Here is a 21,659-nt window from a genome sequence, read left to right on the forward strand (position 1 = left end):
TCAGGCCCCGTGGCCCAGCATGTCCTCCCACAGGAGGGTGAACTCCGGCAGCGTCTTCGCCACGGTGCCGGCATTCTCGATGACGATGCCCTCGGCGACGAGCGCGAGGACGGCCCCGGCCATGACCATGCGGTGGTCGTGATACGTGTGCCAGGTGCCCGCTCCCGGGCGGGCACCTGTGATCGTCAGCGCCGCGGGCTCCTCGTCGACTCTCACGCCGAGGGCGGTGAGCTCCCGGGTCAGCGCCGCAAGTCGGTCGGTCTCATGGCCGCGCAGATGCCCGATCCCGGACAGGTGCGAGGTGCCGGGGGTCACCGCGGCGACAGCGGCGACGACCGGGGTGAGCTCGCCGACGGCGGAGAGATCGAGATCGACGGGGCGCAGGCGCTGAGGACCGCGCACCCGCAGACCGTGCCGATCGAGGTCGACGGCGGCGCCGAACGCCTCGGCGATGCGGCGGAAGTCATCACCGGCCTGGGTCGTGTGCACCGGCCACCCGGTGATCGTCACCTCACCGCCGGTGACGAGGGCAGCGGCGAGGAAGGCCGCCGCGTTCGACAGATCCGGTTCGACGACGACGTCGAGGCCGCGCGGCAGGCCGGGTTCGACGACCCAGTGCTCGTCCTCGGGTTCGCTGACGTCGACGCCGGCATCGGCGAGGACCTCCAGCGTCATGTCGACGTGAGGGCGGCTCGGCACGGCCTGCCCGGTGTTGCGCAGCTCGAGTCCCAGCGGCATCGCCGGAGCCGCGAGCAGGAGACCGGAGACGAACTGGCTCGACGCGCCCGCGGCGATCTCGAGGTGACCGCCGCGCAGGGCGGAGCCGGCATGGATCGTCAGCGGCAGCGAGTCTCCGGTCGCGGTGATGTCCGCGCCGAGGCGGGTGAGCGAATCGATCGTCACGCCCATCGGCCGCACCCTGGCCTGCTCGTCGCCGTCGATGACGACCTCACGACCGGTGGCCGCCGCGATCGGGGGCACGAAGCGCATGACGGTGCCGGCCAGGCCGCAGTCGACGACCGCGGGCCCGGCATCGGCCGCGGCGGTGAAGTCGATGGGAGTCACGTGGAGTGCCCCGTCGACCTCGGTGATCTGCGCGCCGAGGCTGCCGAGCGCGGCGATCATCAGCTGCGTGTCCCGGCTGGCGAGCCAGCCGCGGATGACGGAGTCGGACTCCGCGAGCGCGGCGAGGACGAGATAGCGGTTGGTCAGCGACTTCGAACCGGGGACCGTGACGACGGCGCTGACCGCGTCGGGCGCCCGCGGCGGACGCCAGTCACCGGTGACGGGCAAGGGGGGCTCAGTCGACGCCAAGGGCACTCATTGCCTGCTTCGACGTGTTCTCGACCGAGGACCAGAGGTCCTCGGCGGCATGCTGCGTGCGCCACCACAGGCCCGGCTTGCCGTCGGTGTCGACGCTGGCGAGCAGCGCGCCGCCGAGCATCGAGGTGCGGGTGAGCGTGCGTTCGAGGCGCTCGCGCTTCTCCTCCTTCGACGTCGCCTTCTCCGCGGCGATGCGCTCACCGATGGTGTCGAGCAGGTAGGTGCCGACGAGCACCGAGGCGCTGAGCCGGGGGAAGCGTCCGATCGCCAGTAGCGAGCCGGCGGCGACCTGGGCGGCACCGGTGGCTCGCGCGACCGTCGTGGCGTCGAAGGGGATGTCGACGCGCTTGCGCGCCTGGGCGAGCAGCGGGCCGATCGAGGCGGTGGCCGCTTCGGGGTGCCGGAGACGGCTGATGCCGTTGCTGATGTAGCCGGCGGCGAGCATGGGGCGGGCGATGAGACGAATGGGAGACACAGGGTTCCTTTCTGCGACTGTTGTCGGGCATCTCACCCGCAAGCATAGCCGCTGTCGGGGAATATCGGGACAGCGCCGAAACGTTGACAGGACAATGTGAATGACCGGTCGAGCGCCGCGGCCCACCAGGGATCCGCGGGTGCTGTCACACAGGCCGGGTGAGGAGGACTTTCGTGAGTGCCACTGCCGTGTTGGAGAGAACGGGCGTACCATTGTCGGTGATGACCGAATCAGTCAAAGAAGTCGACGAAACCGAGGCCGAGCGCTCGGCCCGTTTCGAGCGCGACGCTCTCGAATACCTCAACCAGCTCTACGCTGCGGCTCTGAGGATGACCCGGAATCCCGCCGATGCCGAAGACCTCGTGCAGGAGGCGTATGCGAAGGCCTACGCTGCCTTCCACCAGTACACTCCCGGCACGAACCTCAAGGCGTGGCTCTACCGGATCCTCACCAACACCTTCATCAACAACTACCGGAAGAAGCAGCGCCAGCCGCAGGAGCACGGCAGCGAGGACATCGAGGACTGGCAGATCGCCCAGGCCGCGAGCCACACCTCCTCCGAGGGACGCTCGGCCGAGCTCGAAGCCCTCGACCACCTGCCCGACTCCGACATCAAGGACGCCCTCTCGGCTCTGCCGGAGGACTTCCGCATGGTCGTCTACTACGCCGATGTCGAAGGCCTGCCGTACAAGGAGATCGCGGAGATCATGGACACCCCGATCGGCACCGTGATGTCGCGCCTGCACCGCGGCCGCCGGCAGCTGCGCGAGATGCTCGCGGAATACGCCGCCGATCGCGGCTTCGGCACCAAGGACGCCGAGGGAGGTGCGAAGTGAACGACGGAGACTGCTGCGAGAGCATGCGGGCTGAATCCCTCCTGCGCATCTACCATTATCTCGACGGGGAGCTGACGACGACCGAGATCCGCGAGATCTCGATCCATCTCGAACACTGCCCGGCCTGCCACGACGAGTACGAGATCGAAGCGATGCTCAAGGAGGTCGTGCGCCGGTCCTGCGGTCGGGAGGAGGCTCCTCTGGGACTCAAGGAGAAGATCCGGCGGCGCATCGCCGTCGAGCAGGTGCGCTGGCAGCGCTGAGCGCACCGAGAACGAAGGCGGGGAGAGTCATGATGACTCTCCCCGCCTTCGTCGTGCACCCGGTGGTGCACTCACTTCTCAGCTGTTCGGACGCTTGCCGTGGTTGGCATTCGAACGACGGCGATCGCGGCGCTTGCGGCCTCGCTTGCTCATAGCGGTTCTCCTTCGATTGGACGGTTCATTCTTTCACGTTCCCGTGACCGGGACCAAGTCCACGGCACGCGTGTGCGCACCGGATGCCCGGGAGGAGGCAGGAGCCCATCCGGCCCGGTCTCAGGCGTCGTCGCCGATGACGTCGCGCACGCCCAGCCACGGGAACCACCCGCGATGGAGGACGAGCCAAGCGAGCAGCCCGTACCCCTCCTGGGCGGGCAGCCGGTCGTGGGACGAGGCGAGCTCGCGCTGCCACACGGGATGGCCGTGGAGCGGCGTGAACGTGTCGACGTAGGCGATGCCGCGGCGCTTCGCGACATCGGAGAAGCTCGTGTTGAGTTCGGCGATCCCGCGGTTGCGGTCGGAGCCGTGGTCCGGGGGAGGGCCGATGACGAACGCGGAGACCTTCCGCGACAGCGCCTCGTCGAGGACATTGGCGACGTCGAGACGGGCCCGGGCGACCGAGCGCCCGGAATCGAGGTCACCGGTGCCGAGGGCGAGGACGAGGCGATTGTCGCCCTCGGGGCTGAAGCGCAGGGACGCCTCGGCCATCGCCCGCGAGTGGAGGCCCGCGGAGTCCTCGCTGCCGACGGCCAGCGGGTAGACGCGCAGGCCGGGCAGACTCGGCAGGGTCCGCGCGGTGACTCTGCCGACCCAGCCGAGACCGCGGCCATCGCCGTGGCCGGCGACCAGGGGGCCGCCGACCACGGCGATCGTCGTCGAGGTCTCCGAGCTCACTTCTGGAGGACCCGCCCGACGACCTCCTGCTGCTGGAGTTCGTGCACGTTCTTCAGACCCGTCGCCGTCGACGCCGAGGCGGGACGGGAGACGAGGGTGAGATCGCGCCCACCGAGGAGGGGAGTGAGGTTGAGGGCCATGAACGGCCACGCACCCTGGTTCTCCGGCTCCTCCTGCGCCCACACGAGCTGGGCATCGGCGGGGTAGCGGTCGAGCACCGCGGTGATCGCCTCGTCGTCGAGCGGGTAGAGCTGCTCGACGCGCACGAGCGCGGTCGTGTCGTCGCCGTTCTTCTCCCGCTGCGCCAGCAGCTCCCAGTAGAGCTTGCCGGAGACGAGCACGACCTTCTTCACCTTGTCCGCGTCGACGGCCGGGTCGTCGATGATCGCCTCGAACTTCCCGGAGGTGAAGTCCTCGGGCGAGTTCGCCGCCGCCTTGAGGCGGAGCATCGACTTCGGGGTGAAGACGATGAGCGGCCGCTTGTTCGGCGTCAGCGCGTGACGGCGCATGAGGTGGAAGTACGAGGCACCCGAGGACGGGTAGGCCACGGTCATGTTCGACTCCGCGCACAGCTGCAGGTAGCGCTCGATGCGCGCCGAGGAGTGATCGGGGCCCTGACCCTCGTAGCCGTGCGGCAGGAGCATGACGACACCGGAGTTCTGCTGCCACTTCTGCTCGGAGGAGGAGACGAACTCGTCGATGACCGACTGCGCCCCCTGGGCGAAGTCGCCGAACTGCGCCTCCCACGCCACGAGGGCGTCCTTGCGCTCGACCGAGTAGCCGTACTCGAAGCCCACGGCCGCGTACTCGCTCAGCAGCGAATCGTAGACGTAGAAGCGGGCCTGGTCGTCGCTGAGGTTCTGCAGCGGCGTCCACTCGTTGCCGTTGACGGAGTCGATGAGCACGGAGTGGCGCTGGACGAACGTGCCGCGGCGCGAATCCTGGCCGGCCAGACGGACGGGCACGCCGTCCATGAGGAGCGAGCCGAAGGTGATGAGCTCGGCGAAGCCCCAGTCGATGCCGCCGTGCAGCGCCATCTCCTTGCGCTTCTCGAGCAGCGCGCGCAGCTTCTTATGCACCGTGAAGCCCTCGGGGATGTCGACGAACGCATCGCCGATGCGGGTCAGGGTCTCCGGGCTGATCGCCGTCGAGACGTCGTTGAGCGCCTCGATGTCGCTGGGCTGATGCGGGGCGTTGAACGCCGTGCCCTTGCCCGAGCCGGACTCCGCGGCCTTCGTCTCGGCGAACGCGGACTCCAGCTTCGACTGGTAGTCCTTGAGCGCCTCGGCGGCCTCATCGTCGGTGATGCACTTCCTGCCGACGAGGGATTCGGTGTAGAGCTTGCGCACCGACCCCTTCTTCTCGATGAGGGAGTACATGAGCGGCTGGGTCATCGACGGATCGTCGCCCTCGTTGTGGCCGCGGCGGCGGTAGCACACGAGGTCGATGACGACGTCGCGGTTGAATTCCTGGCGGTACTCGAAGGCGAGACGGGCCGCGCGGACCACGGCTTCGGGGTCGTCCCCGTTGACGTGGAGGATCGGGGCGTTGATCGATTTCGCGATGTCCGTGCAGTAGAACGACGAGCGCGCCGAGGCGGGCGGCGTCGTGAACCCGACCTGATTGTTGATGATGATGTGGATCGTCCCGCCGGTGCGGTAGCCGCGCAGCTCGGAGAGGTTGAGCGTCTCGGCGACGACTCCCTGACCGGCGAAGGCGGCATCGCCGTGGACGAGGACGGGGAGCACGGTGAAGCCGGACTCGCCCTGGTCGATGACGTCCTGCTTGGCGCGCACGATGCCCTCGAGGACGGGGTCGACCGTCTCGAGGTGGCTGGGGTTCGCGGCGACGTAGACGTTCGTCGAGTTGCCCGAGGGCGAGGTGAACGAGCCCTGCGTGCCGAGGTGGTACTTGACGTCGCCGGAGCCCTGGACGCTGTCGGGCGACATCGTGCCGTCGAACTCGCGGAACATCTGGGCGTAGGACTTGCCGGCGATGTTGGTGAGCACGTTGAGCCGACCGCGGTGGGCCATGCCGATCGCGACTTCCTCGAGTCCGGCGTCGGCGGACTGGTTGAGGACCTCGTCGAGGAGGACGATCGCGGACTCGCCGCCTTCGAGGCTGAAGCGCTTCTGCCCGATGTACTTCGTCTGCAGGAACGTCTCGAACGCCTCGGCGGCGTTGAGGCGACCGAGGATGTGGCCCTGCTCCGACCGGGTGAACTCCTGGTGGGGGACCTCGATCTTCGCCTGGAACCAGCGGCGCTGCAGCGGGTCGGCGATGTGCATGTACTCGAAGCCGATCGTGCGGCAGTAGCTCTCGCGCAGCAGGCCGAGGATGTTGCGGAAGGGCATCATCGGCTTGGCGCCGAACCCGCCGGTGGGGAATTCGCGCTCGAGGTCCCACAGGGTCAGGCCGTGCTGATTGATGTCGAGATCCGGATGCGAGCGCTGCCGGTAGACGAGCGGATCGATGTTGGCCATGAGGTGGCCGCGGGTCCGGTAGGCGTCGATGAGCTCGATGACGCGGGCGGTCTTGTTGACGTCGTCCTGGTCCTCGGCGGAGACGTCGGGCACCCAGCGCACCGGCTCGTACGGCAGGCGCAGGGACTCGAAGACGTCGTCGTAGAAGCCGTCCTCGCCGAGCAGGTAGCCGTGGACGAGCTTGAGGAACTCGCCGGAGCCGGCGCCCTGGATGACGCGGTGGTCGTACGTCGAGGTCAGGGTCAGCACCTTCGAGACGGCGAGGTCGTTGATCGTGCGCTGGCTCGCGCCCTGGAACTCGGCCGGGTAGTCGAGTGCGCCGACGCCGATGATCGCGCCCTGGCCCTTGGTCAGGCGGGGGATCGAGTGGACGGTGCCGATGCCGCCGGGGTTCGTCAGGGACACCGTGGTCCCGGCGAAGTCGTCAGCGGTGAGCTTGCCCTTGCGGGCCTTGTCGACGAGGCCGTCGTAGGCGTCGACGAACTGGCGGAACGTCAGGGTCTCGGCGGCCTTGACGTTGGGGACGAGCAGCGAGCGCGTGCCGTCCTTCTTCGGCACGTCGATCGCGAGGCCGAAGTTGATGTGGGCCGGGGAGACCATCGCCGGCTTGCCGTCGCGCACGTCGTAGGAGACGTTCATGCTCGGGAAGTTCTTCAGGGCCCGGATCACGGCGAAGCCGATGAGGTGGGTGAAGGAGACCTTGCCGCCGCGGGTGCGCTTGAGGTGAGAGTTGATCACGATGCGGTTGTCGATGAGCGCCTTGGCCGGCAGCGCGCGCACCGAGGTCGCCGTCGGCACCTCGAGCGACTCCTCCATGTTCTTCGCGATGAGCTTCGCGGGGCCGCGCAGCGGGGTGATCGTCTCTTCGGGGGCGGGCTGGGGCTCGAGGTCCTTCGTCATGACCTTGGGAACGGACTTCGTCTCCGCCTTGAGCGTCTCGGTCTCCGCCGAGGAGGGCGAGACCCCGCGCGAGGTCTCCTTGTTCGCGGGCACCGAGTCGGGGCGTTCGGCGGTGGCGGCCTCGGTGCTCTGCGGTGCGGCAGCGGCATCCCCGGCCTTCTTCTCCGCCTGCGGCGCGGACTTCTCAGCCGTCTTCGCCGTCGAGCTCGTGGACTGGGGTGCGGAATCCGCAGCCGAGGAGGATGCGGAGGAGGTCGTCTGCGCCGACTCCGCTCCGTTCGCCTTCTCGTACTCGTCGAAGAACGGCCACCAGGACTTGTCCACAGAGTTCTTGTCTGACTTAAACTGTTCGTACAGTTCCTCGACCAACCACTCGTTCGACCCGAAGTCGTCGACGGTGCGGTTCGGAGTATTGACGGACACGGCGTTGATCGCCTACTTCCTGTTCAAGAATTGCTGCAATACGACACACACCAGCGTAACGCGATGTGCCTGCGAATGTGCACATAGGGGACAATAGTGTTATGCGTTTCATTTCACACCAACCAGAACACGATCTCACGTATTCCGACGTGTTCCTTGTCCCCAATTCCTCGTCGCTGACCTCGCGTTTCGACGTCGACCTCACCTCCACCGATCCGACAGGGTCCCCGACCCCCATCGTGGCCGCCAACATGACCGCCGTGTCGGGGCGGCGGATGGCGGAGACGATGGCCCGCCGAGGCGGTCTGGCAGTGCTTCCCCAGGACATCCCCCTGACCGCGGCCGAGGACACGATCCGCTGGGTCAAGAGCCGTGATCGGATCTTCGAATCCGCGCTCCGCTTCTCACCCGAGGACACCGTGCTCTCCGCGCTCCACGTGCTCGGCAAGCGCGCCCACGGATTCGGCGCCGTCGTCGACGGATCCGGTTCCCTCGTCGGCGTCATCGACGCCGCGAACCTCCGCGACGTCGACCGGTTCACCGCTGTCGGCGAACTCACCGAGACCTCCCCGCAGGTCATCAGGGCCGACGAGATCGACTGGGCCGACGCCCACGCGCTCGAGTCGCTGTTCGAGACGATGAACGACGCGCGGACCTCCTATGCCGCGGTCGTCGACGACGCCGGGCAGCTCCTCGGCGCGCTGACGCCGAAGTCGCTCCTGCGCTCCTCGATCTACACCCCCAACCTCGACGCGGACGGGAATCTTCGGATCGCCGCGGCGATCGGCGTCAACGGCAATGCCGCCCAGCGCGCCGAGGCGCTCGTCGCCGCCGGCGCCGACGTCCTCGTCGTCGACACCGCCCACGGCCATCAGGCCAAGATGCTCGACGTGCTCACCGCCGTCGCCGACGCCGACCTCGGGGTGCCGATCGTCGCCGGCAACGTCGTCACCGCCGACGGGGTGCGCGATCTCGTCTCCGCCGGGGCCCAGATCGTCAAGGTCGGCGTCGGGCCGGGCGCGATGTGCACGACGCGGATGATGACCGCCGTCGGCCGTCCCCAGTTCTCCGCCGTCGCCGAATGCGCCGCAGCCGCCGCCGAGCTCGGCGCGCACGTGTGGGCCGACGGGGGAGTGCGCTACCCGCGCGACGTCGCGCTGGCACTGGCCGCCGGGGCCTCCCAGGTGATGATCGGCTCGTGGTTCGCCGGCACCCACGAGTCCCCGGGCGACCTCCTCGTCGACGGCGAGGGGCGTCGGTACAAGGAGAGCTTCGGCATGGCCTCGGCGCGTGCGGTGGCGAACCGGACGCGGACGGAATCGGCGTTCTCCCGGGCCCGCAAGGGACTGTTCGAAGAGGGCATCTCCTCGTCGACGATGTACATCGACCCCGCCTCACCCGGCGTCGAGGACCTCCTCGACTCGATCACCTCGGGGGTCCGCAGCTCGTTCACCTACGCCGGTGCGCAGAGCCTCACCGAGTTCGCCGAGCGGGCGAGCGTCGGCGTGCAGAGCGCTGCCGGGTACGAAGAGGGTCGACCGCTGGCGGGAAGTTGGTAAAATCGATCCATGCTCAGTGACAGTCCCCGCCGGCGGGAAGCCGGCGCCCCAGACGACGACCCTCCTCTGTCAAGGGTCGTTGGCAGAGTTGACACTCGCATCGAGGTCTCGTCACGCGGGGCTCGTCACTGATGGAATGGCTGTACCTGGCCCTCGCCCTCCTTCTCATCTGCGGCACGGGCATCTTCGTCGCCGCCGAATTCTCCCTCCTCACCCTCGACCGGCACACCGCTGACAAGGCCGTGGCCGACGGGGTCGTCGGAGCGAAGACCCTGCGGCAGTCGATGACGCATCTGTCGACGCAGCTCTCGGCCGCCCAGGTCGGCATCACGATCACCACGCTGCTCACCGGCTACCTCATGGAGCCCTCGCTCGGGCGGATGCTCTCACCGGTCTTCGAGTCGTGGGGTGCGGGCCCGGGACTCGCCGAGCCGATCGCCCTGGCGATCGCCCTCATCATCTCCACGGTGCTGTCGATGATCTTCGGCGAACTCGTGCCGAAGAACCTCGCGATCGCGATTCCGCTCGCCACCGGGCGCATCGCCGCCCCCATGCAGTACGTCTTCTCCGTCGTCCTCAAGCCCGTCATCGCGTTCCTCAACGGCACGGCGAACAAGATCCTGCGGGCGATGGGCATCGAGCCGCAGGAGGAGGGCACGGTCGGTCGCTCCCCGGAGGAGCTGACCTCGCTCGTGCGCCACTCCGCCGAGGAGGGGGTGCTCGACGAGCAGACCGCTGACCTGCTCGAGCGCACCCTGTCGTTCTCCGAGCGCACCGCCGAGGACGTCATGACCCCGCGCACCCGGATGTCCTCGGTGACGAAGGACACGACGGCGCGCCAGATCATCGAACAGGCCCGGGCCACCGGGTACTCGCGGTTCCCCGTCGCCGGCGAGGACAAGGACCACATCCTCGGCGTCGTCCACGTCAAACAGGCCTTCGCAGTGCCCCCGGCCAACCGCGACGACGCCTACGCCGGGGGACTGATGACCGAGGTCACCGAGATCCCCGAGACCCTGCGCCTCGACCCGCTGCTCATGGAGCTGCGCGGCAAGGGCATGCAGATGGCCGTCGTCGTCGACGAGTTCGGGGGCACTGCCGGGGTCGTCACCCTCGAGGACGTCGTCGAGGAGCTCGTCGGGGAGGTCGCCGACGAACACGACCGGATGCGGGTGGCCGCGCGGCCGGTCCGCGACGGTTCGTGGATCGTGCCCGGGCAGCTGCGCCCCGATGAGATCGAGACGACGATCGGGCTGACGATCCCCGAGGACTCCGACTACGAGACGATCGCCGGCTTCGTCCTCAAGGAGCTCGGCCGGATCCCGGAGCCCGGCGACGAGGTGCGCACACCCGATGCCCTCATCCGGGTCGAGCGGATGCACGGGCGCCGCATCGAGCGGCTGCGTGTGGTGATGCGCGCCACCGACGCCGAGGCCTACGACGCCGCCGACCCCCGGACCCGCGAGGCGAGCGACGCCGCCGAAACCCAGTCCACCGAGGCGACCGACGCTCAGCATCGCGACGCCCGCCACCGCGCAGAGGGAGGTCGGAAGCATGAGCTCTGATTGGCTCGGACTCGTCTGGCTCGTCGTCCTGCTGCTCGGCAACGCGTTCTTCGTCGCCTCGGAGTTCGCGATCGTCGCCGCCAAGCGCTCCCAGGTGGAGCCGCGCGCGGCCGCCGGGTCGGGGGCCGCGAAGACGGCGCTCTACGCGATGGAGCACGTCTCGCTCATGCTCGCGATCTGCCAGCTCGGCATCACCGTGTGCTCGCTGCTGCTCGGCAACGTCTCCGAGCCGGCGATCCACCATCTGCTCGCGGGACCGCTCGCCGGGCTCGGGATCCCCGAATCCGCGGCGTCGACGATCTCGTTCATCCTCTCCCTCGGCATCGTCACCTACCTCCACGTCGTCATCGGCGAGATGGTGCCGAAGAACATCGCGCTGGCGACCTCGGGCCGGGCCGTCATGCTGCTCGCCCCGCCGCTCGTCTTCCTCGCCCGGATCTTCGGCTTCGTCATCAAGCCGCTCAACGGTCTCGCGAACGCGGTGCTGCGCCTCATCGGCATCCAGCCGCGTGACGAGGTCAATGAGGCCTTCACGATCGAGCAGGTCGAATCGATCGTCGCGGAGTCCAAGCGCGAGGGCCTGCTCAACGACGAGACCGGACTGCTCAAGGGCGCTCTCGAGTTCAGCGACAAGACCGCCGCCGACATCATGGTGCCGATGTCCGATCTCATCACGATCAGCGCCGAGGTGACCCCCGACGAACTCGTCACCCTCGTCGGGCGCACGGGGTACTCCCGCTACTTCGTCGTCGACGAGGACGGGTATCCCGGGCACTACCTCCACATCAAGGACGTGCTCTACTCCGAGCGCGACACCGAGCCGGTGCCGGCGAAGCGGTTCCGTCCCCTCTTCACGGTCATGGCCGACGACGAGGTCGAGGAGGCGCTCGCGCAGATGCAGAAGGTCGGCATCCACGTCGCCCGCGTCCTCGACGCCGACGGCGAGGTGCTCGGCGTGCTCTTCCTCGAGGACGTCCTCGAGGAGCTCGTCGGCGAGGTCCAGGACGCGATGCAGCGGGGACGGTTCGGCAGCTGAGGTGAGCTTCGTCTCACGCGGTGGCCGAGGTCACGGCCGAGGCGTGGTCTGTGTAACGAAATGTAACGAACAGGGTGTGCCTGGTAACATCCCGGGCGCTGTCCGGCCGCTCAGACACGAGCATCGGTGCAGGTCACACCCGAGAAAGTGGAATTAAATGACATTCTGTAACAATGCCGTTATAGTGTTGTGACATAAGCTTTTCTCTCGTTGCGCAGGCGACGGGCATGCAGCACAGCAGACGACAGTATGGAGTGATATGTCGAGTGATTCCTCGACCGCAGTGGCACCGGTCCGCCGGCGCGATCTGCGCAAACAGCACACCGCTTCGAGCGCCTTCTCCCGCGACACCCCGTCGCAGCCCCGGGCAGCAGCCCCGTCCACCACTCTCTCTCCGCGCCGCGCCGCGATGGCCGCCGAGGCCAAGGCCGCGGCCGGATCCCCGCGCCGGGCGGCCATGGCCGCCGAATCGCGCGGCACCGGCACCCTCGCCGCGTCCCTGAGCGACCGCGGTTCGGACGGCGCGCTCCTGCGCTCGGTCCGCCGCAAGCGGGTGACCACCGCCTCGGCGCTGGCCACCGTCTCCGTCACCGGCACCGCGATCGCCGCGGTGATGATCGCCGGCAACATGAGCGGTTCGCAGGAGGTCAAGGTCGACACCTCCGCGGCCGAGGCGCAGACGCGCAGCATCAACGCCGAATCGGTCTCCGCGGACATCCCCGAGACCGATGAGACGACGAGCATCGAGATCGGCGCGCCCAGCGCGAAGCAGAACAAGGCCGAGGCCGCGTCCCGCGCGATCGAGAAGACCGTCCTGCCCGGCTGCTCCGGTGAGGCCCCGTCGGGCACCCCGTCGAACGGCGAGCTGCCCGAGGAATGGCTGTGCAGCGTCGGCGTCGGCGATCACAAGCTGCGCTCGGACGCCGCCGTCGCCTTCGCGGAGATGAACGCCGCGTTCAAGAAGGAGACCGGCAAGGACATCGGCATCACCGACTCCTACCGCTCGCTCGAGGGCCAGATCTCCGTGGCCGCGCGCAAGCCCGGCTTCGCCGCCCGCCCGGGCACCTCCAACCACGGGTGGGGACTGGCGCTCGACCTCGACACCTCGAACTACGCGTGGCTCGAGGCCAACGCCGGCAAGTACGGCTGGGAGAACCCGGACTGGGCCAAGGCGAACTCCTACGAGCTCTGGCACTGGGAGTACGTGCCCGGTCGCAAGGACATGAAGGGCTCCTGAGCCCTCACCCGCTCCGCCGCCCGACACCGTCGGGCGGCGTTTTGGGTTCACCTCGCAGTCGGTGATAGCATGACATGCGTTGCCCGCGTAGCTCAGTGGATAGAGCGTCTGCCTCCGGAGCAGAAGGTCGTAGGTTCGAATCCTGTCGCGGGCACAGCGATCCGCCCATCTCAGTCGCTGAGGTGGGCGGTTTCTCGTTCTCCCCTCCGGTCAGCCAGACGATGAGGACAGTGATGACGACGACAACCGACACCGAGGTGGTGCTGCGGGCCCGCGGCCTGCGCAAGAGCTTCGGCCGCGACGACACCGCGGTGACCGCGCTCGACGACATCAGCGTCGACTTCGACTCCGGTCGGCTCACCGCGATCATGGGTCCCTCCGGGTCGGGCAAGTCGACGTTCATGCACGTCCTCGCCGGACTCGACCGCGTCGACTCGGGCGAGATCCTCATGCGCGGTGAGGACATCACCGCGCTCAACGACCGCGAACTCACCCAGCTGCGCCGGGACAGGGTCGGCTTCATCTTCCAGGCCTTCAACCTCGTGCCCACGCTCAATGCCGAGCAGAACATCGATCTGCCCGTGTCACTGGCCCGCGGCACCATCGACACCGCCTGGAAGGCGGAGATCGTCGAGCGCCTCGGCATCGGCGACCGGCTCAAGCACCGTCCGCATGAGCTCTCCGGCGGTCAGCAGCAGCGCGTCGCCGTCGCCCGTGCGCTGCTCACCCGCCCCGACGTCGTCTTCGCCGACGAACCGACGGGCAATCTCGACTCCCTCTCCGGCGCCGAGGTGCTCGATCTCCTCCATGCCGCCGCCTCCCAGTACGGGCAGACGATCATCCTCGTCACCCATGATCCTGCCGCTGCCGCGCATGCCGACCGGGTCGTCCTCCTCAAGGACGGACGCGTCGGGGGAGAGATCACCTCGCCGACCCCGCAGGCGGTCGCCACCGGACTGAGCGAGCTGAGCGGACAGTGATCGCCGTCGCCTTCGCGCAGATCCGAGTCCACTTCGCGCGGTTCACCGCGATCGGGCTCGGCATCGCGTTGGCGGCGGGCTTCGTCTCCGCGACCCTCATCATCAGCGCCTCGCTCGATGCCAGCGTGCGCGACGGCATCAGCCAGTCGTACGCCAACGCCGATCTCGTGCTCATGCCCGAGACGGGAGCCGACCTCGATCCTTCCGCGGTCGCCGCCTTCAGCGACGACCTCGCCGCGCAGCCGGGGATCGGCGCCGTCGACGTCGCGGCGAGCGCGATCGCCTCGGGCCGCAGCGACGCCTTCGCCGACACGGACTTCGCGATCTCTCCGACCCCCGTCGATCCGGGTCTCGACACCTTCGCCGTGCGCGAGGGAACCCGGCCGCAGGCACCCACCGACCTCGTCGTCGACACTGGGACGGCCGCCGACCTCGGACTGGGCGTCGGCGACGTCGTGCGCTTCTCCACCGCCTCGGCGCGCATCGACACCGACGCCGAGGAGATGCCGATCTACCGCGCCCCGCGCAGCGCCGTGACCGACTTCACGGTCGTCGGCATCGCCGAGATGGGGGAGGACCCGACGCTCGCCGGCCTGCCCCGGGCCCTGACGACGGCGGCGAGCTACCGCGAGCACTTCGCCCAGATCGGCCGGGTCTCGGCGATCCAGATCGACCTCGACGCGGATTCCGTCGACCCCGCGGCGGTGCGCGCCGGGGTCGACGCGTTCCTCGCCGACTCCGCCCTGCGCGGGCAGCTGCAGACGCTCAGCGTCGACGAGGCGATCGACCGGCAGGTCGCGGAGTTCTCCCAGGGCAGCAGCTTCATCGCGTGGATGCTGCTCGGCTGCGCGGGGATCTCCGTCGTCGTCGCCGTCCTCGTCGTCTCCAACACGTTCTCCGTCATCGTCGCCGGCCGCCGCCGCGAGCTCGCCCTGCTCCGCTGCCTCGGCGCCTCCCGGCGGCAGCTCTACGGGTCGGTGCTCGTCGAGGGCCTCGTCGTCGGCCTCGCCGGGTCGGTCGTCGGCGTCATCGCCGGGATCGGGGTCAGTGCCGCTCTCATCGCCGTGGCGCGGCGCTTCTGGGAGAGCGAGTTCGCCTACGTCTCGCTCTCGGTGCCCGGCTGGGCGCTCGTCCTCGGCGTCGTGGTCGGCGTCATCCTCACCCTGGCCGCGACCATCCGGCCGGCCCGCAGCGCGATCGCCGTGACGCCTCTCGAGGCGCTTCAGCCCTTCGACGTCACGGGCGCCCCGACCCGCCAGTCACGGGTCCGCGGGGCGGCCGGCTGGGGGAGCATCGCGATCGGGGCGGTGAGCATCGTCGCCGCGCTGGTCTTCGCCGCCGGGTCGAGCGCCTGGATCGTCGTCGGCGCCGTGGGCGGCGCCCTCGTCGTCGTCGGGATCGTCCTCTGCTCGGGTCAGATCATCCCGCCCGTCGTCTCGTGGATCGGCGATCTCGCCGTCACCCCGTGGGGGCTGCCGGGCCAGCTCGCGACGCTCAACACGCTGCGCAACCGCCGTCGCACCGGCTCGACCGCCGCGGCCCTCGTCATCGGCGTCACCCTCGTGTCCACCCTCGTCGTCGGCGGCATGTCGACGAAGGCGACGCTGAGTGCGGGACTCGAACAGCACTTCCCGATCGATGTCGCCGTGTCGCTGGGCAACGGCACCGATGCGACGACGCTGAGCGACATCAGGGACATCGACGGCGTCGACACGGCGGTGCTCGCCTATCACGGGCAGGTCGTCGACGACGAGGCCGAGCTCTACATCCTCGATCCCGGGTCCGCCGAGGCGCTCCTCGGCGACGCCGCCCCGCCGCTCGTGCCCGGCCGGGTCACCGTGCCCGCCGACTATCCGCGCGACACCGTCGTCGTCCGCGGCCTCACCGACACCGCATTTCCCGTCGAACGCGCCGGCGAGTCGACCCGGGCGTACTTCACGACCGCCGACGTCGGCAACGCCATCGGGATCTCCCCGGCCGCGACCGCTGTGCTCATCACGCTCACCCCCGACCAGAGCGTCACCGACATCCTGCGGATCCGGCAGGACGTCGCCGAAGCGCTCGATGTCCCCACCGACGAGGTCATCGGCTCAGCCGTCGACCGCGGACTCTTCTCCCAGGTCATCGACGTGCTCCTCCTCATGGCCGTCGGCGTCCTCTTCGTCGCCGTCCTCATCGCCCTCATCGGGGTGTCGAACACGATCAGCCTCTCGGTCATCGAACGGCGGCGGGAGAACTCGCTGCTGCGGGCGCTCGGATTGAGCCTCGCCCAGCTGCGCGCCCTGCTCGCGTTCGAGGCCGTGCTCATCTCCGTCGTCGCCGCACTCATCGGCCTCGCCCTCGGCGGGACCCTCGGCATCGTCGCCACCCGGCTCATCACCGCCGACTTCTCGAACGCCTTCGTCGTCGACTGGTCGCTGCTGGCGTCGGCGGGCATCCTCGTCGTCGCCATGCTCGCCGGCATCCTCTCCGCCCTCGCTCCGGCCCGACGCGCGGCCCGGCTCTCTCCCGTCGAGGGCCTCAAGCAGGAGAACTGAGCCCGCTGGACGGCCGGCACGACGTGACCCCGCTGGGCGGTCGGCGGCAGGGACAGTGGTAGAAAGGCCTCTATGAGGGCTGCCTGGACGACCGCGATCATCCTGCTCGGCATCGTCGTCGCCGCCTTCAACCTCCGTCCCGGCGTCACGGGGCTCTCGCCGCTGCTCGATCTCATGGGCGCCGAGATCCCGCTGAGCGCCGCGTTCCTCGCGATCATCGGGATGCTGCCGCCGCTCCTCTACGGGGTCGGCGGGTTCCTCGCCCCGCGGCTCGTCTCCCGGTATTCGGCGATCACCGTCAGCCTCGTCGCGATGATCATGATCGCCCTCGGCCTCGGTGCCCGCGCGCTCGTGTCCTCCCCGACGCTCTTCCTCCTCCTCAGCGTCGTCGCGCTCCTCGGCATGGGATTCGGCAACGTCGTCGTGCCCCCGATCGTCAAGTCGCACTTCCCCGACCGGGTCGCGCTCATGTCGACCGTCCACGTCGGTCTGCTCCAGCTCGGCACATTCCTCCCGCCGCTCGTCGCCGTCCCGTTGGCCCGACAGTTCGACTGGCGGGGCTCGCTGCTCGTGTGGGTCGCGTGTGCGCTCGTCGCCGTCGCCGTGTGGGCGGTCATCGCCGTGCGCAGGCCCCCGGCCCGGGTGACCGTGACCGCGACCGTCGTCGGCGGCGCCGAGCTGCGCCGCCTGCTGCGGACCCCGCGGGCATGGGCGCTGATGACGATGACGGGGATGACGTCGTTCAACAACTTCATCCTCTTCACCTGGCTGCCCCCGCTGCTCACCCGCGCGGGATTCGATTCCGCCTTCGCCGGGGCCATGCTCGCCCTCGTCACCGCCGTGCCCCTCGTCCTCGGCTTCGTCCTCCCGGCGCTCACGGCGCGCCTGCGCAGCGCCGCCCCGATCGTCATCGCCTTCTGCTTCAGCCTCGCGGCGGGCTACATCGGTCTCTGGCTCGCCCCGCAGGCGGCCCCGGAGCTGTGGACGGTGCTCCTCGGCATCGGCATCTCGACGTTCCCGCTCGCCCTCACCCTCATCACCCTGCGCTCGGCGACCCCGGAGGCCTCGGCGGCCCTCGCCGGCTTCGTCCAGGGCGGCGGCTACCTCATGGCCGCCACCGGGCCGCTGCTCTTCGCCCTCCTCGTCGAGAGCTCCGACACCCTCACCCCGGCGATCGTCCTCGTCCTCGCCTCCGTCGTCCTCAAGCTCGGCGTCACCATCCCGGCGAGCCGGCCCGGGCACATCTGAGCATGCGGACGATTCGGTCGGGGTCTGCCGCCCCGAGTACGCTGGGCACGTGACCCCGGAACAGCTGCACGTCGTCCTCGCCGAGGCGGCTCTGTCGACGCTGCGCCCCGCGGAGGATCCGGCCCCCACCGGCACTGTGCTGCGACGCGGCGGTGACGTCGCCGCGGGGGACTGGCAGTCCAATCTGCCCCTGCGCCTGGGCACGCGGGAGCCGCAGTCGACGGCGGAGTCCATCGCCGAGGCGGTCGCCTCCCACCCGGACATCGCGTCGGTCACGGTCACCGGTCCGGGATTCCTCCGCATCGTGCTGGAGACCCCCGCCCTGCTCGGCACTGTCGCGCAGGTCGCCGCGGGCCGCCACCTCGGCGATCCCGGGCCCGGAGCGACCCTCGCCTCGTCCGACCGGCCGACGGAGCCGGACGGTCTTGGAGTCCTCGACGCCGATGCCCTCCGCTACGGGTCGGCCCGCTCGCGCACCGCGACCGCCCTCGCCCGCGACGTCGAGCTGCTCCGCACGGCCGCTCCAGCCAACCCGCTCCACCGCGTCCAGCACGCCCATGCGACCGGGCGTCGCCTGCTCCGCCGCGCCGCTGCGGCGGGAATCCGCGTCGTTGCGGACGAGGCAGAGCATCGCACGCCGGACGTCACCCTCGCTCCCGCCGACCGCCAGCTCGCGCTGCGGATCACCGAGGCTGCAGGAGTCCTCGCCCGGGCGACCGGATCAGCGGAGACCGGAACTGCGCCGATCACATCAGCGGCGACCGGATCCCAGCCGGACGGCCCGCAGCCGACCGGCAGACAGGCCGGCACCGGCAGACAGGCCGGCACCGGCAGGCACGCCGACACCGGGAGGCGGCCGGGGGAGTCCCTGCGCTCGGTGACCGCCGTCCTCGAGGACCTCGCCGCGGCCCTCACCGCATGGTCGGCGGCCGAGCGCGCCATCGTTCCGACACTCGATGCCGACATCACCGCCGTCCACGCAGCTCGCTGCGTGCTCGCGGCCGGTGCGACCACGGTCCTCGCCACAGGACTGCGACTGCTGGGCGTCACCGCCCCGGAGAGGATATGAATGCCCGCCCACATCGCCGGTCAGCTCCATGCGACCCCCGCCCCCGTGTGGCTGCCCTACCCCGACGACGTCAATGCCGTCATGCCGAGCCTCTGGTCGGACAACGTGGCCAAGGGCGACGACGGCGTGCTCACGATCGCCGGGCACCCGGTGACCGAGCTCGCCGAGCGCTTCGGCACCCCGACCTTCGTCTTCGACGTCGATGACTTCCGCTCCCGCGCCGGGCTCTACCGCGATGCCTACGCGGCGGCGTTCGCCCCGGAGAAGGGCCTGTCCGGCGTCGACGTCTTCTACGCCGGCAAGGCGTTCCTCTGCACCGCCGTCGCCAAGTGGGTGCACGAGGCCGGTCTCGGGCTCGACACCTGCTCGCTCGGGGAGATGATGATCGCCCACGCCGCCGGCGTGCCGGGGGAGAGCATCGGTCTGCACGGGAACAACAAGTCGCTTGCCGAACTCGAGTACGCCCTCGACTACGGCGTCGGACGGATCATCGTCGACAGCCTCGACGAGGTCGATCGGCTCGAGGCCGTGGCCGCCGCCAAGGGCGTCATCGCCCCCGTCATGCTCCGCGTCACCGTCGGCGTCGAAGCCCACACCCACGACTTCATCGCCACGGCGCACGAAGACCAGAAGTTCGGTCTCTCCGTCGCCGCCGGCAAGGCCGCCGAGGCCGCCGCCCGCGTCGTCGACTCCGCGCACCTGCGCCTCGACGGCCTCCACTCGCACATCGGCTCCCAGATCTTCGACATCTCCGGATTCCAGGTCGCGGCCGCGCGGGTGCTCGCGCTGCGGGCCCAGATCATGTCCGACCACGGCGTCGACCTGCCCGACGTCGACCTCGGCGGCGGCTTCGGCATCCGCTACACCTCGCAGGACACGCCCATCCCCGTCGCGGAGATGGCCACCTCCCTCGCCGAGGTGGTGGCCAAGGAGTGCCGCGGGCTCGGGACGAACGTGCCGCGGATCTCCATCGAGCCCGGCCGCGCGATCGTCTCCCCGGCGGTGTTCACCCTCTACGCGGTCGGCACCGTCAAGGAGGTCGTCACCGACTCCGGTGTGCGCACGTACGTCGCCGTCGACGGCGGCATGAGCGACAACATTCGGACAGCTCTCTACGACGCCGACTATTCGTGTACCTTGGCCAATCGGAACTCCGATGCCGCCCCCGCCGTCGTCCGCGTCGTCGGGAAGCACTGCGAGTCCGGCGACATCATCGTCCGCGACGAGTACATGGGCGCCGACGTCGCCCCCGGCGACCTCGTCGCCGTCCCCGGCACCGGAGCCTACTGCCGCGCCCTGTCGAGCAACTACAATCATGTCGCCCGACCGGGGGTGCTGGCCGTGACACCGGATAGGGTGGACTGGATCGTCACTCCCGAGACGTACTCGCAGCTCTTTGCGAACGACCCCGGGATGGCCGACGCCACCCGGCAGTGACGATGACGCAGCCCCCACCTGTGCAGAGACCGAAGAACAGAGAGTGAGCCATGCAGCCATTGAAAGTCGCGATGCTCGGAAGCGGAGTCGTCGGCACCGAGGTCGCCGCACGCATCCAGTCCCGCTCCGAGGCGCTGGCGGAGCGGATCGGCGCCCCCCTCGAGCTCACCGCCGTCGTCGTCCGTGACCTGGGCAAGGACCGGCCCGGGATCGATCCCGGCCTGCTCACCACCGACGCTGAGGCGGCGATCACCGGGGCCGACATCGTCATCGAGCTGATGGGCGGGATCGAACCGGCGAAGACGCTCATCATGCAGGCGCTCGCGCAGGGATCCTCGGTCGTCACCGCGAACAAGGCGCTGCTCGCGGCGTCCTACGGCGAGCTCATGGCCGCCGCCGACGACACCGAGGTCCGCCTCGAGCACGAAGCCGCGGTGGCCGGTGCCATCCCGATCATCCGGCCCGTCGGCGACTCGCTCGCCGGTGACCGCATCGACCGGATCATGGGCATCGTCAACGGGACGACGAACTACATCCTCGACCAGATGGACACCGAGGGCTGGGACTTCGCCGACGCGCTGGCCTCGGCCCAGGAGCTCGGATACGCCGAGGCGGACCCGACGGCCGACATCGGCGGACACGACGCCGCCGCGAAGGCCGCGATCCTCTCCTCGCTCGCCTTCCACGCCCCGATGACGATCGCCGACGTCCACGTCGAGGGGATCACCGGCATCACCGCCGACATGGTCGCCACGGCCAAGGAGCAGGGCTTCGTCATCAAGCTGCTCGCGGTGTGCGAACGCGTCGCCGACTCGCCGGCCGGACCCGGCCTCTCGGCCCGCGTCTACCCCGCGCTGCTGCCGCGCACGCATCCGCTGGCCTCGGTCCACGGGGCGTTCAACGCCGTCTTCGTCGAGGCCGAAGCAGCCGGCTCCCTGATGTTCTACGGTCAGGGCGCCGGGGGAGCGCCGACGGCCTCGGCGGTCCTCGGCGACGTCGTCTCCGTGGCCCGGCGCCGCGTGCTCGGCGGTCGCGGACAGTACGAGCGTCCCTTCCACCCCGAGACGACGCTGCTGCCGATCTCGGCGATCACCACGCGCTATCACATCACCCTCGACGTCGTCGACCGTCCCGGCGTGCTCGCCGCGGTCTCCGAGGTCTTCGCCGCCGAGGGCGCCTCGATCGAGCTCATGCGCCAGACGATCGGCGAGATCGACGACGACGGCGTCCAGCACGCCAAGCTCGTGCTCGCGACCCACGAGAACACCGACGCCGCGCTGTCGCGGACGGTCGAGCGCCTCGGCGAACTGCCCGTCGTCCGCTCCGTCGTCTCCGTCATCCGCGCCGAAGGCCAGTGACCCGACCAACCCGCATGCGACACAAGAGAAGGACGAACA

At 69.6% G+C, this 21,659-nt stretch carries 17 protein-coding genes and 1 tRNA gene; 13 read left to right on the forward strand and 5 right to left on the reverse strand.

Features of this window, described 5'->3' with window-relative positions; all coding sequences use genetic code 11:
* Complete coding sequence (gene aroA, locus ACFQ91_RS05510; RefSeq protein WP_198498577.1) at positions 1 to 1,293, reverse strand: 3-phosphoshikimate 1-carboxyvinyltransferase; 1,293 nt, start codon at positions 1,291 to 1,293, stop codon at positions 1 to 3.
* Between the two features lie 7 nt (positions 1,294 to 1,300).
* Entirely contained in the window at positions 1,301 to 1,798 is a 498-nt protein-coding gene (locus ACFQ91_RS05515) for a DoxX family protein (protein WP_137827017.1), read from the reverse strand.
* A gap of 221 nt (positions 1,799 to 2,019) precedes the next feature.
* On the opposite strand from ACFQ91_RS05515, the gene ACFQ91_RS05520 reads away from it, so the two are divergent.
* Both ACFQ91_RS05520 and rsrA read left to right on the forward strand, forming a co-directional pair.
* On the forward strand, positions 2,020 to 2,634 hold the full coding sequence (locus ACFQ91_RS05520; RefSeq protein WP_137827018.1) for a sigma-70 family RNA polymerase sigma factor: 615 nt from the start codon (positions 2,020 to 2,022) through the stop codon (positions 2,632 to 2,634).
* A 23-nt stretch (positions 2,635 to 2,657) separates the two neighbouring features.
* Positions 2,658 to 2,897 (forward strand): mycothiol system anti-sigma-R factor, encoded by a 240-nt coding sequence (gene rsrA / locus ACFQ91_RS05525; protein ID WP_198498578.1) that lies wholly within the window; start codon positions 2,658 to 2,660, stop codon positions 2,895 to 2,897.
* A gap of 78 nt (positions 2,898 to 2,975) precedes the next feature.
* Here rsrA and ACFQ91_RS05530 read toward each other — a convergent pair whose 3' ends face one another.
* The 3 genes from ACFQ91_RS05530 to ACFQ91_RS05540 form a co-directional block, all read right to left on the reverse strand.
* The gene (locus ACFQ91_RS05530; RefSeq protein WP_100227367.1) at positions 2,976 to 3,050 is read right to left on the reverse strand and encodes a 50S ribosomal protein bL37; all 75 of its coding nucleotides are present in this window, start codon (positions 3,048 to 3,050) and stop codon (positions 2,976 to 2,978) included.
* 120 nt (positions 3,051 to 3,170) lie between these two features.
* Positions 3,171 to 3,788 (reverse strand): GDSL-type esterase/lipase family protein, encoded by a 618-nt coding sequence (locus tag ACFQ91_RS05535; protein ID WP_137827020.1) that lies wholly within the window; start codon positions 3,786 to 3,788, stop codon positions 3,171 to 3,173.
* Positions 3,785 to 7,594, reverse strand: a complete 3,810-nt coding sequence (locus ACFQ91_RS05540; protein WP_198498579.1) for a multifunctional oxoglutarate decarboxylase/oxoglutarate dehydrogenase thiamine pyrophosphate-binding subunit/dihydrolipoyllysine-residue succinyltransferase subunit — start codon at positions 7,592 to 7,594, stop codon at positions 3,785 to 3,787. The genes ACFQ91_RS05535 and ACFQ91_RS05540 overlap by 4 nt, the downstream gene beginning before the upstream one ends.
* Before the next feature lie 101 nt (positions 7,595 to 7,695).
* Between ACFQ91_RS05540 and ACFQ91_RS05545 the strand changes: the two genes are divergently transcribed.
* From ACFQ91_RS05545 to ACFQ91_RS05595, 11 genes are all read left to right on the forward strand, one after another.
* Entirely contained in the window at positions 7,696 to 9,153 is a 1,458-nt protein-coding gene (locus tag ACFQ91_RS05545) for a GuaB1 family IMP dehydrogenase-related protein (RefSeq protein WP_198498580.1), read from the forward strand.
* A 131-nt stretch (positions 9,154 to 9,284) separates the two neighbouring features.
* Positions 9,285 to 10,718 (forward strand): hemolysin family protein, encoded by a 1,434-nt coding sequence (locus ACFQ91_RS05550; protein ID WP_232623570.1) that lies wholly within the window; start codon positions 9,285 to 9,287, stop codon positions 10,716 to 10,718.
* Positions 10,708 to 11,754 (forward strand): hemolysin family protein, encoded by a 1,047-nt coding sequence (locus ACFQ91_RS05555; protein WP_198498581.1) that lies wholly within the window; start codon positions 10,708 to 10,710, stop codon positions 11,752 to 11,754. Before ACFQ91_RS05550 ends, ACFQ91_RS05555 begins: the two co-directional genes overlap by 11 nt.
* Before the next feature lie 259 nt (positions 11,755 to 12,013).
* Positions 12,014 to 12,991 (forward strand): D-alanyl-D-alanine carboxypeptidase family protein, encoded by a 978-nt coding sequence (locus ACFQ91_RS05560; protein WP_198498582.1) that lies wholly within the window; start codon positions 12,014 to 12,016, stop codon positions 12,989 to 12,991.
* An 81-nt stretch (positions 12,992 to 13,072) separates the two neighbouring features.
* Positions 13,073 to 13,145, forward strand: a tRNA-Arg gene (locus ACFQ91_RS05565).
* Positions 13,146 to 13,224: 79 nt separating this feature from the next.
* Positions 13,225 to 13,971 carry an ABC transporter ATP-binding protein gene (locus ACFQ91_RS05570; RefSeq protein ID WP_198498583.1) on the forward strand — a complete coding sequence of 249 codons (747 nt, stop codon included), beginning with the start codon at positions 13,225 to 13,227 and terminating at the stop codon, positions 13,969 to 13,971.
* Complete coding sequence (locus ACFQ91_RS05575) at positions 13,968 to 16,508, forward strand: ABC transporter permease (protein ID WP_198498584.1); 2,541 nt, start codon at positions 13,968 to 13,970, stop codon at positions 16,506 to 16,508. Before ACFQ91_RS05570 ends, ACFQ91_RS05575 begins: the two co-directional genes overlap by 4 nt.
* Positions 16,509 to 16,580: 72 nt before the next feature.
* Positions 16,581 to 17,756 (forward strand): CynX/NimT family MFS transporter, encoded by a 1,176-nt coding sequence (locus ACFQ91_RS05580; RefSeq protein WP_198498585.1) that lies wholly within the window; start codon positions 16,581 to 16,583, stop codon positions 17,754 to 17,756.
* 49 nt (positions 17,757 to 17,805) lie between these two features.
* A complete protein-coding gene (locus tag ACFQ91_RS05585; RefSeq protein WP_198498586.1) occupies positions 17,806 to 18,825 on the forward strand; it encodes a DALR anticodon-binding domain-containing protein in 1,020 nt (339 codons plus the stop codon).
* Positions 18,826 to 20,262: a diaminopimelate decarboxylase gene (gene lysA / locus ACFQ91_RS05590; protein WP_198498587.1), complete on the forward strand. Its 1,437-nt coding sequence runs from the start codon at positions 18,826 to 18,828 to the stop codon at positions 20,260 to 20,262.
* 50 nt (positions 20,263 to 20,312) lie between these two features.
* Positions 20,313 to 21,620, forward strand: coding sequence for a homoserine dehydrogenase (locus ACFQ91_RS05595; RefSeq protein WP_198498588.1), 1,308 nt, complete (start codon positions 20,313 to 20,315; stop codon positions 21,618 to 21,620).
* Positions 21,621 to 21,659: the final 39 nt, after the last annotated feature.

Source organism: Brevibacterium sp. NPDC056726 (assembly GCF_042790515.1).
GTDB classification, from domain to species: domain Bacteria; phylum Actinomycetota; class Actinomycetes; order Actinomycetales; family Brevibacteriaceae; genus Brevibacterium; species Brevibacterium sanguinis.

Excerpts from the sequence above, each read along its gene's own strand:
- lysA (WP_198498587.1), top strand. The coding sequence starts at position 18,826 with ATGCCCGCCCACATCGCCGGTCAGCTCCATGCGACCCCCGCCCCCGTG.
- ACFQ91_RS05520 (WP_137827018.1), top strand. The coding sequence starts at position 2,020 with ATGACCGAATCAGTCAAAGAAGTCGACGAAACCGAGGCCGAGCGCTCG.
- ACFQ91_RS05570 (WP_198498583.1), top strand. The coding sequence starts at position 13,225 with ATGACGACGACAACCGACACCGAGGTGGTGCTGCGGGCCCGCGGCCTG.
- rsrA (WP_198498578.1), top strand. The coding sequence starts at position 2,658 with ATGCGGGCTGAATCCCTCCTGCGCATCTACCATTATCTCGACGGGGAG.
- ACFQ91_RS05560 (WP_198498582.1), top strand. The coding sequence starts at position 12,014 with ATGTCGAGTGATTCCTCGACCGCAGTGGCACCGGTCCGCCGGCGCGAT.
- ACFQ91_RS05550 (WP_232623570.1), top strand. The coding sequence starts at position 9,285 with ATGGAATGGCTGTACCTGGCCCTCGCCCTCCTTCTCATCTGCGGCACG.
- ACFQ91_RS05580 (WP_198498585.1), top strand. The coding sequence starts at position 16,581 with ATGAGGGCTGCCTGGACGACCGCGATCATCCTGCTCGGCATCGTCGTC.
- ACFQ91_RS05555 (WP_198498581.1), top strand. The coding sequence starts at position 10,708 with ATGAGCTCTGATTGGCTCGGACTCGTCTGGCTCGTCGTCCTGCTGCTC.
- ACFQ91_RS05545 (WP_198498580.1), top strand. The coding sequence starts at position 7,696 with ATGCGTTTCATTTCACACCAACCAGAACACGATCTCACGTATTCCGAC.
- ACFQ91_RS05595 (WP_198498588.1), top strand. The coding sequence starts at position 20,313 with ATGCAGCCATTGAAAGTCGCGATGCTCGGAAGCGGAGTCGTCGGCACC.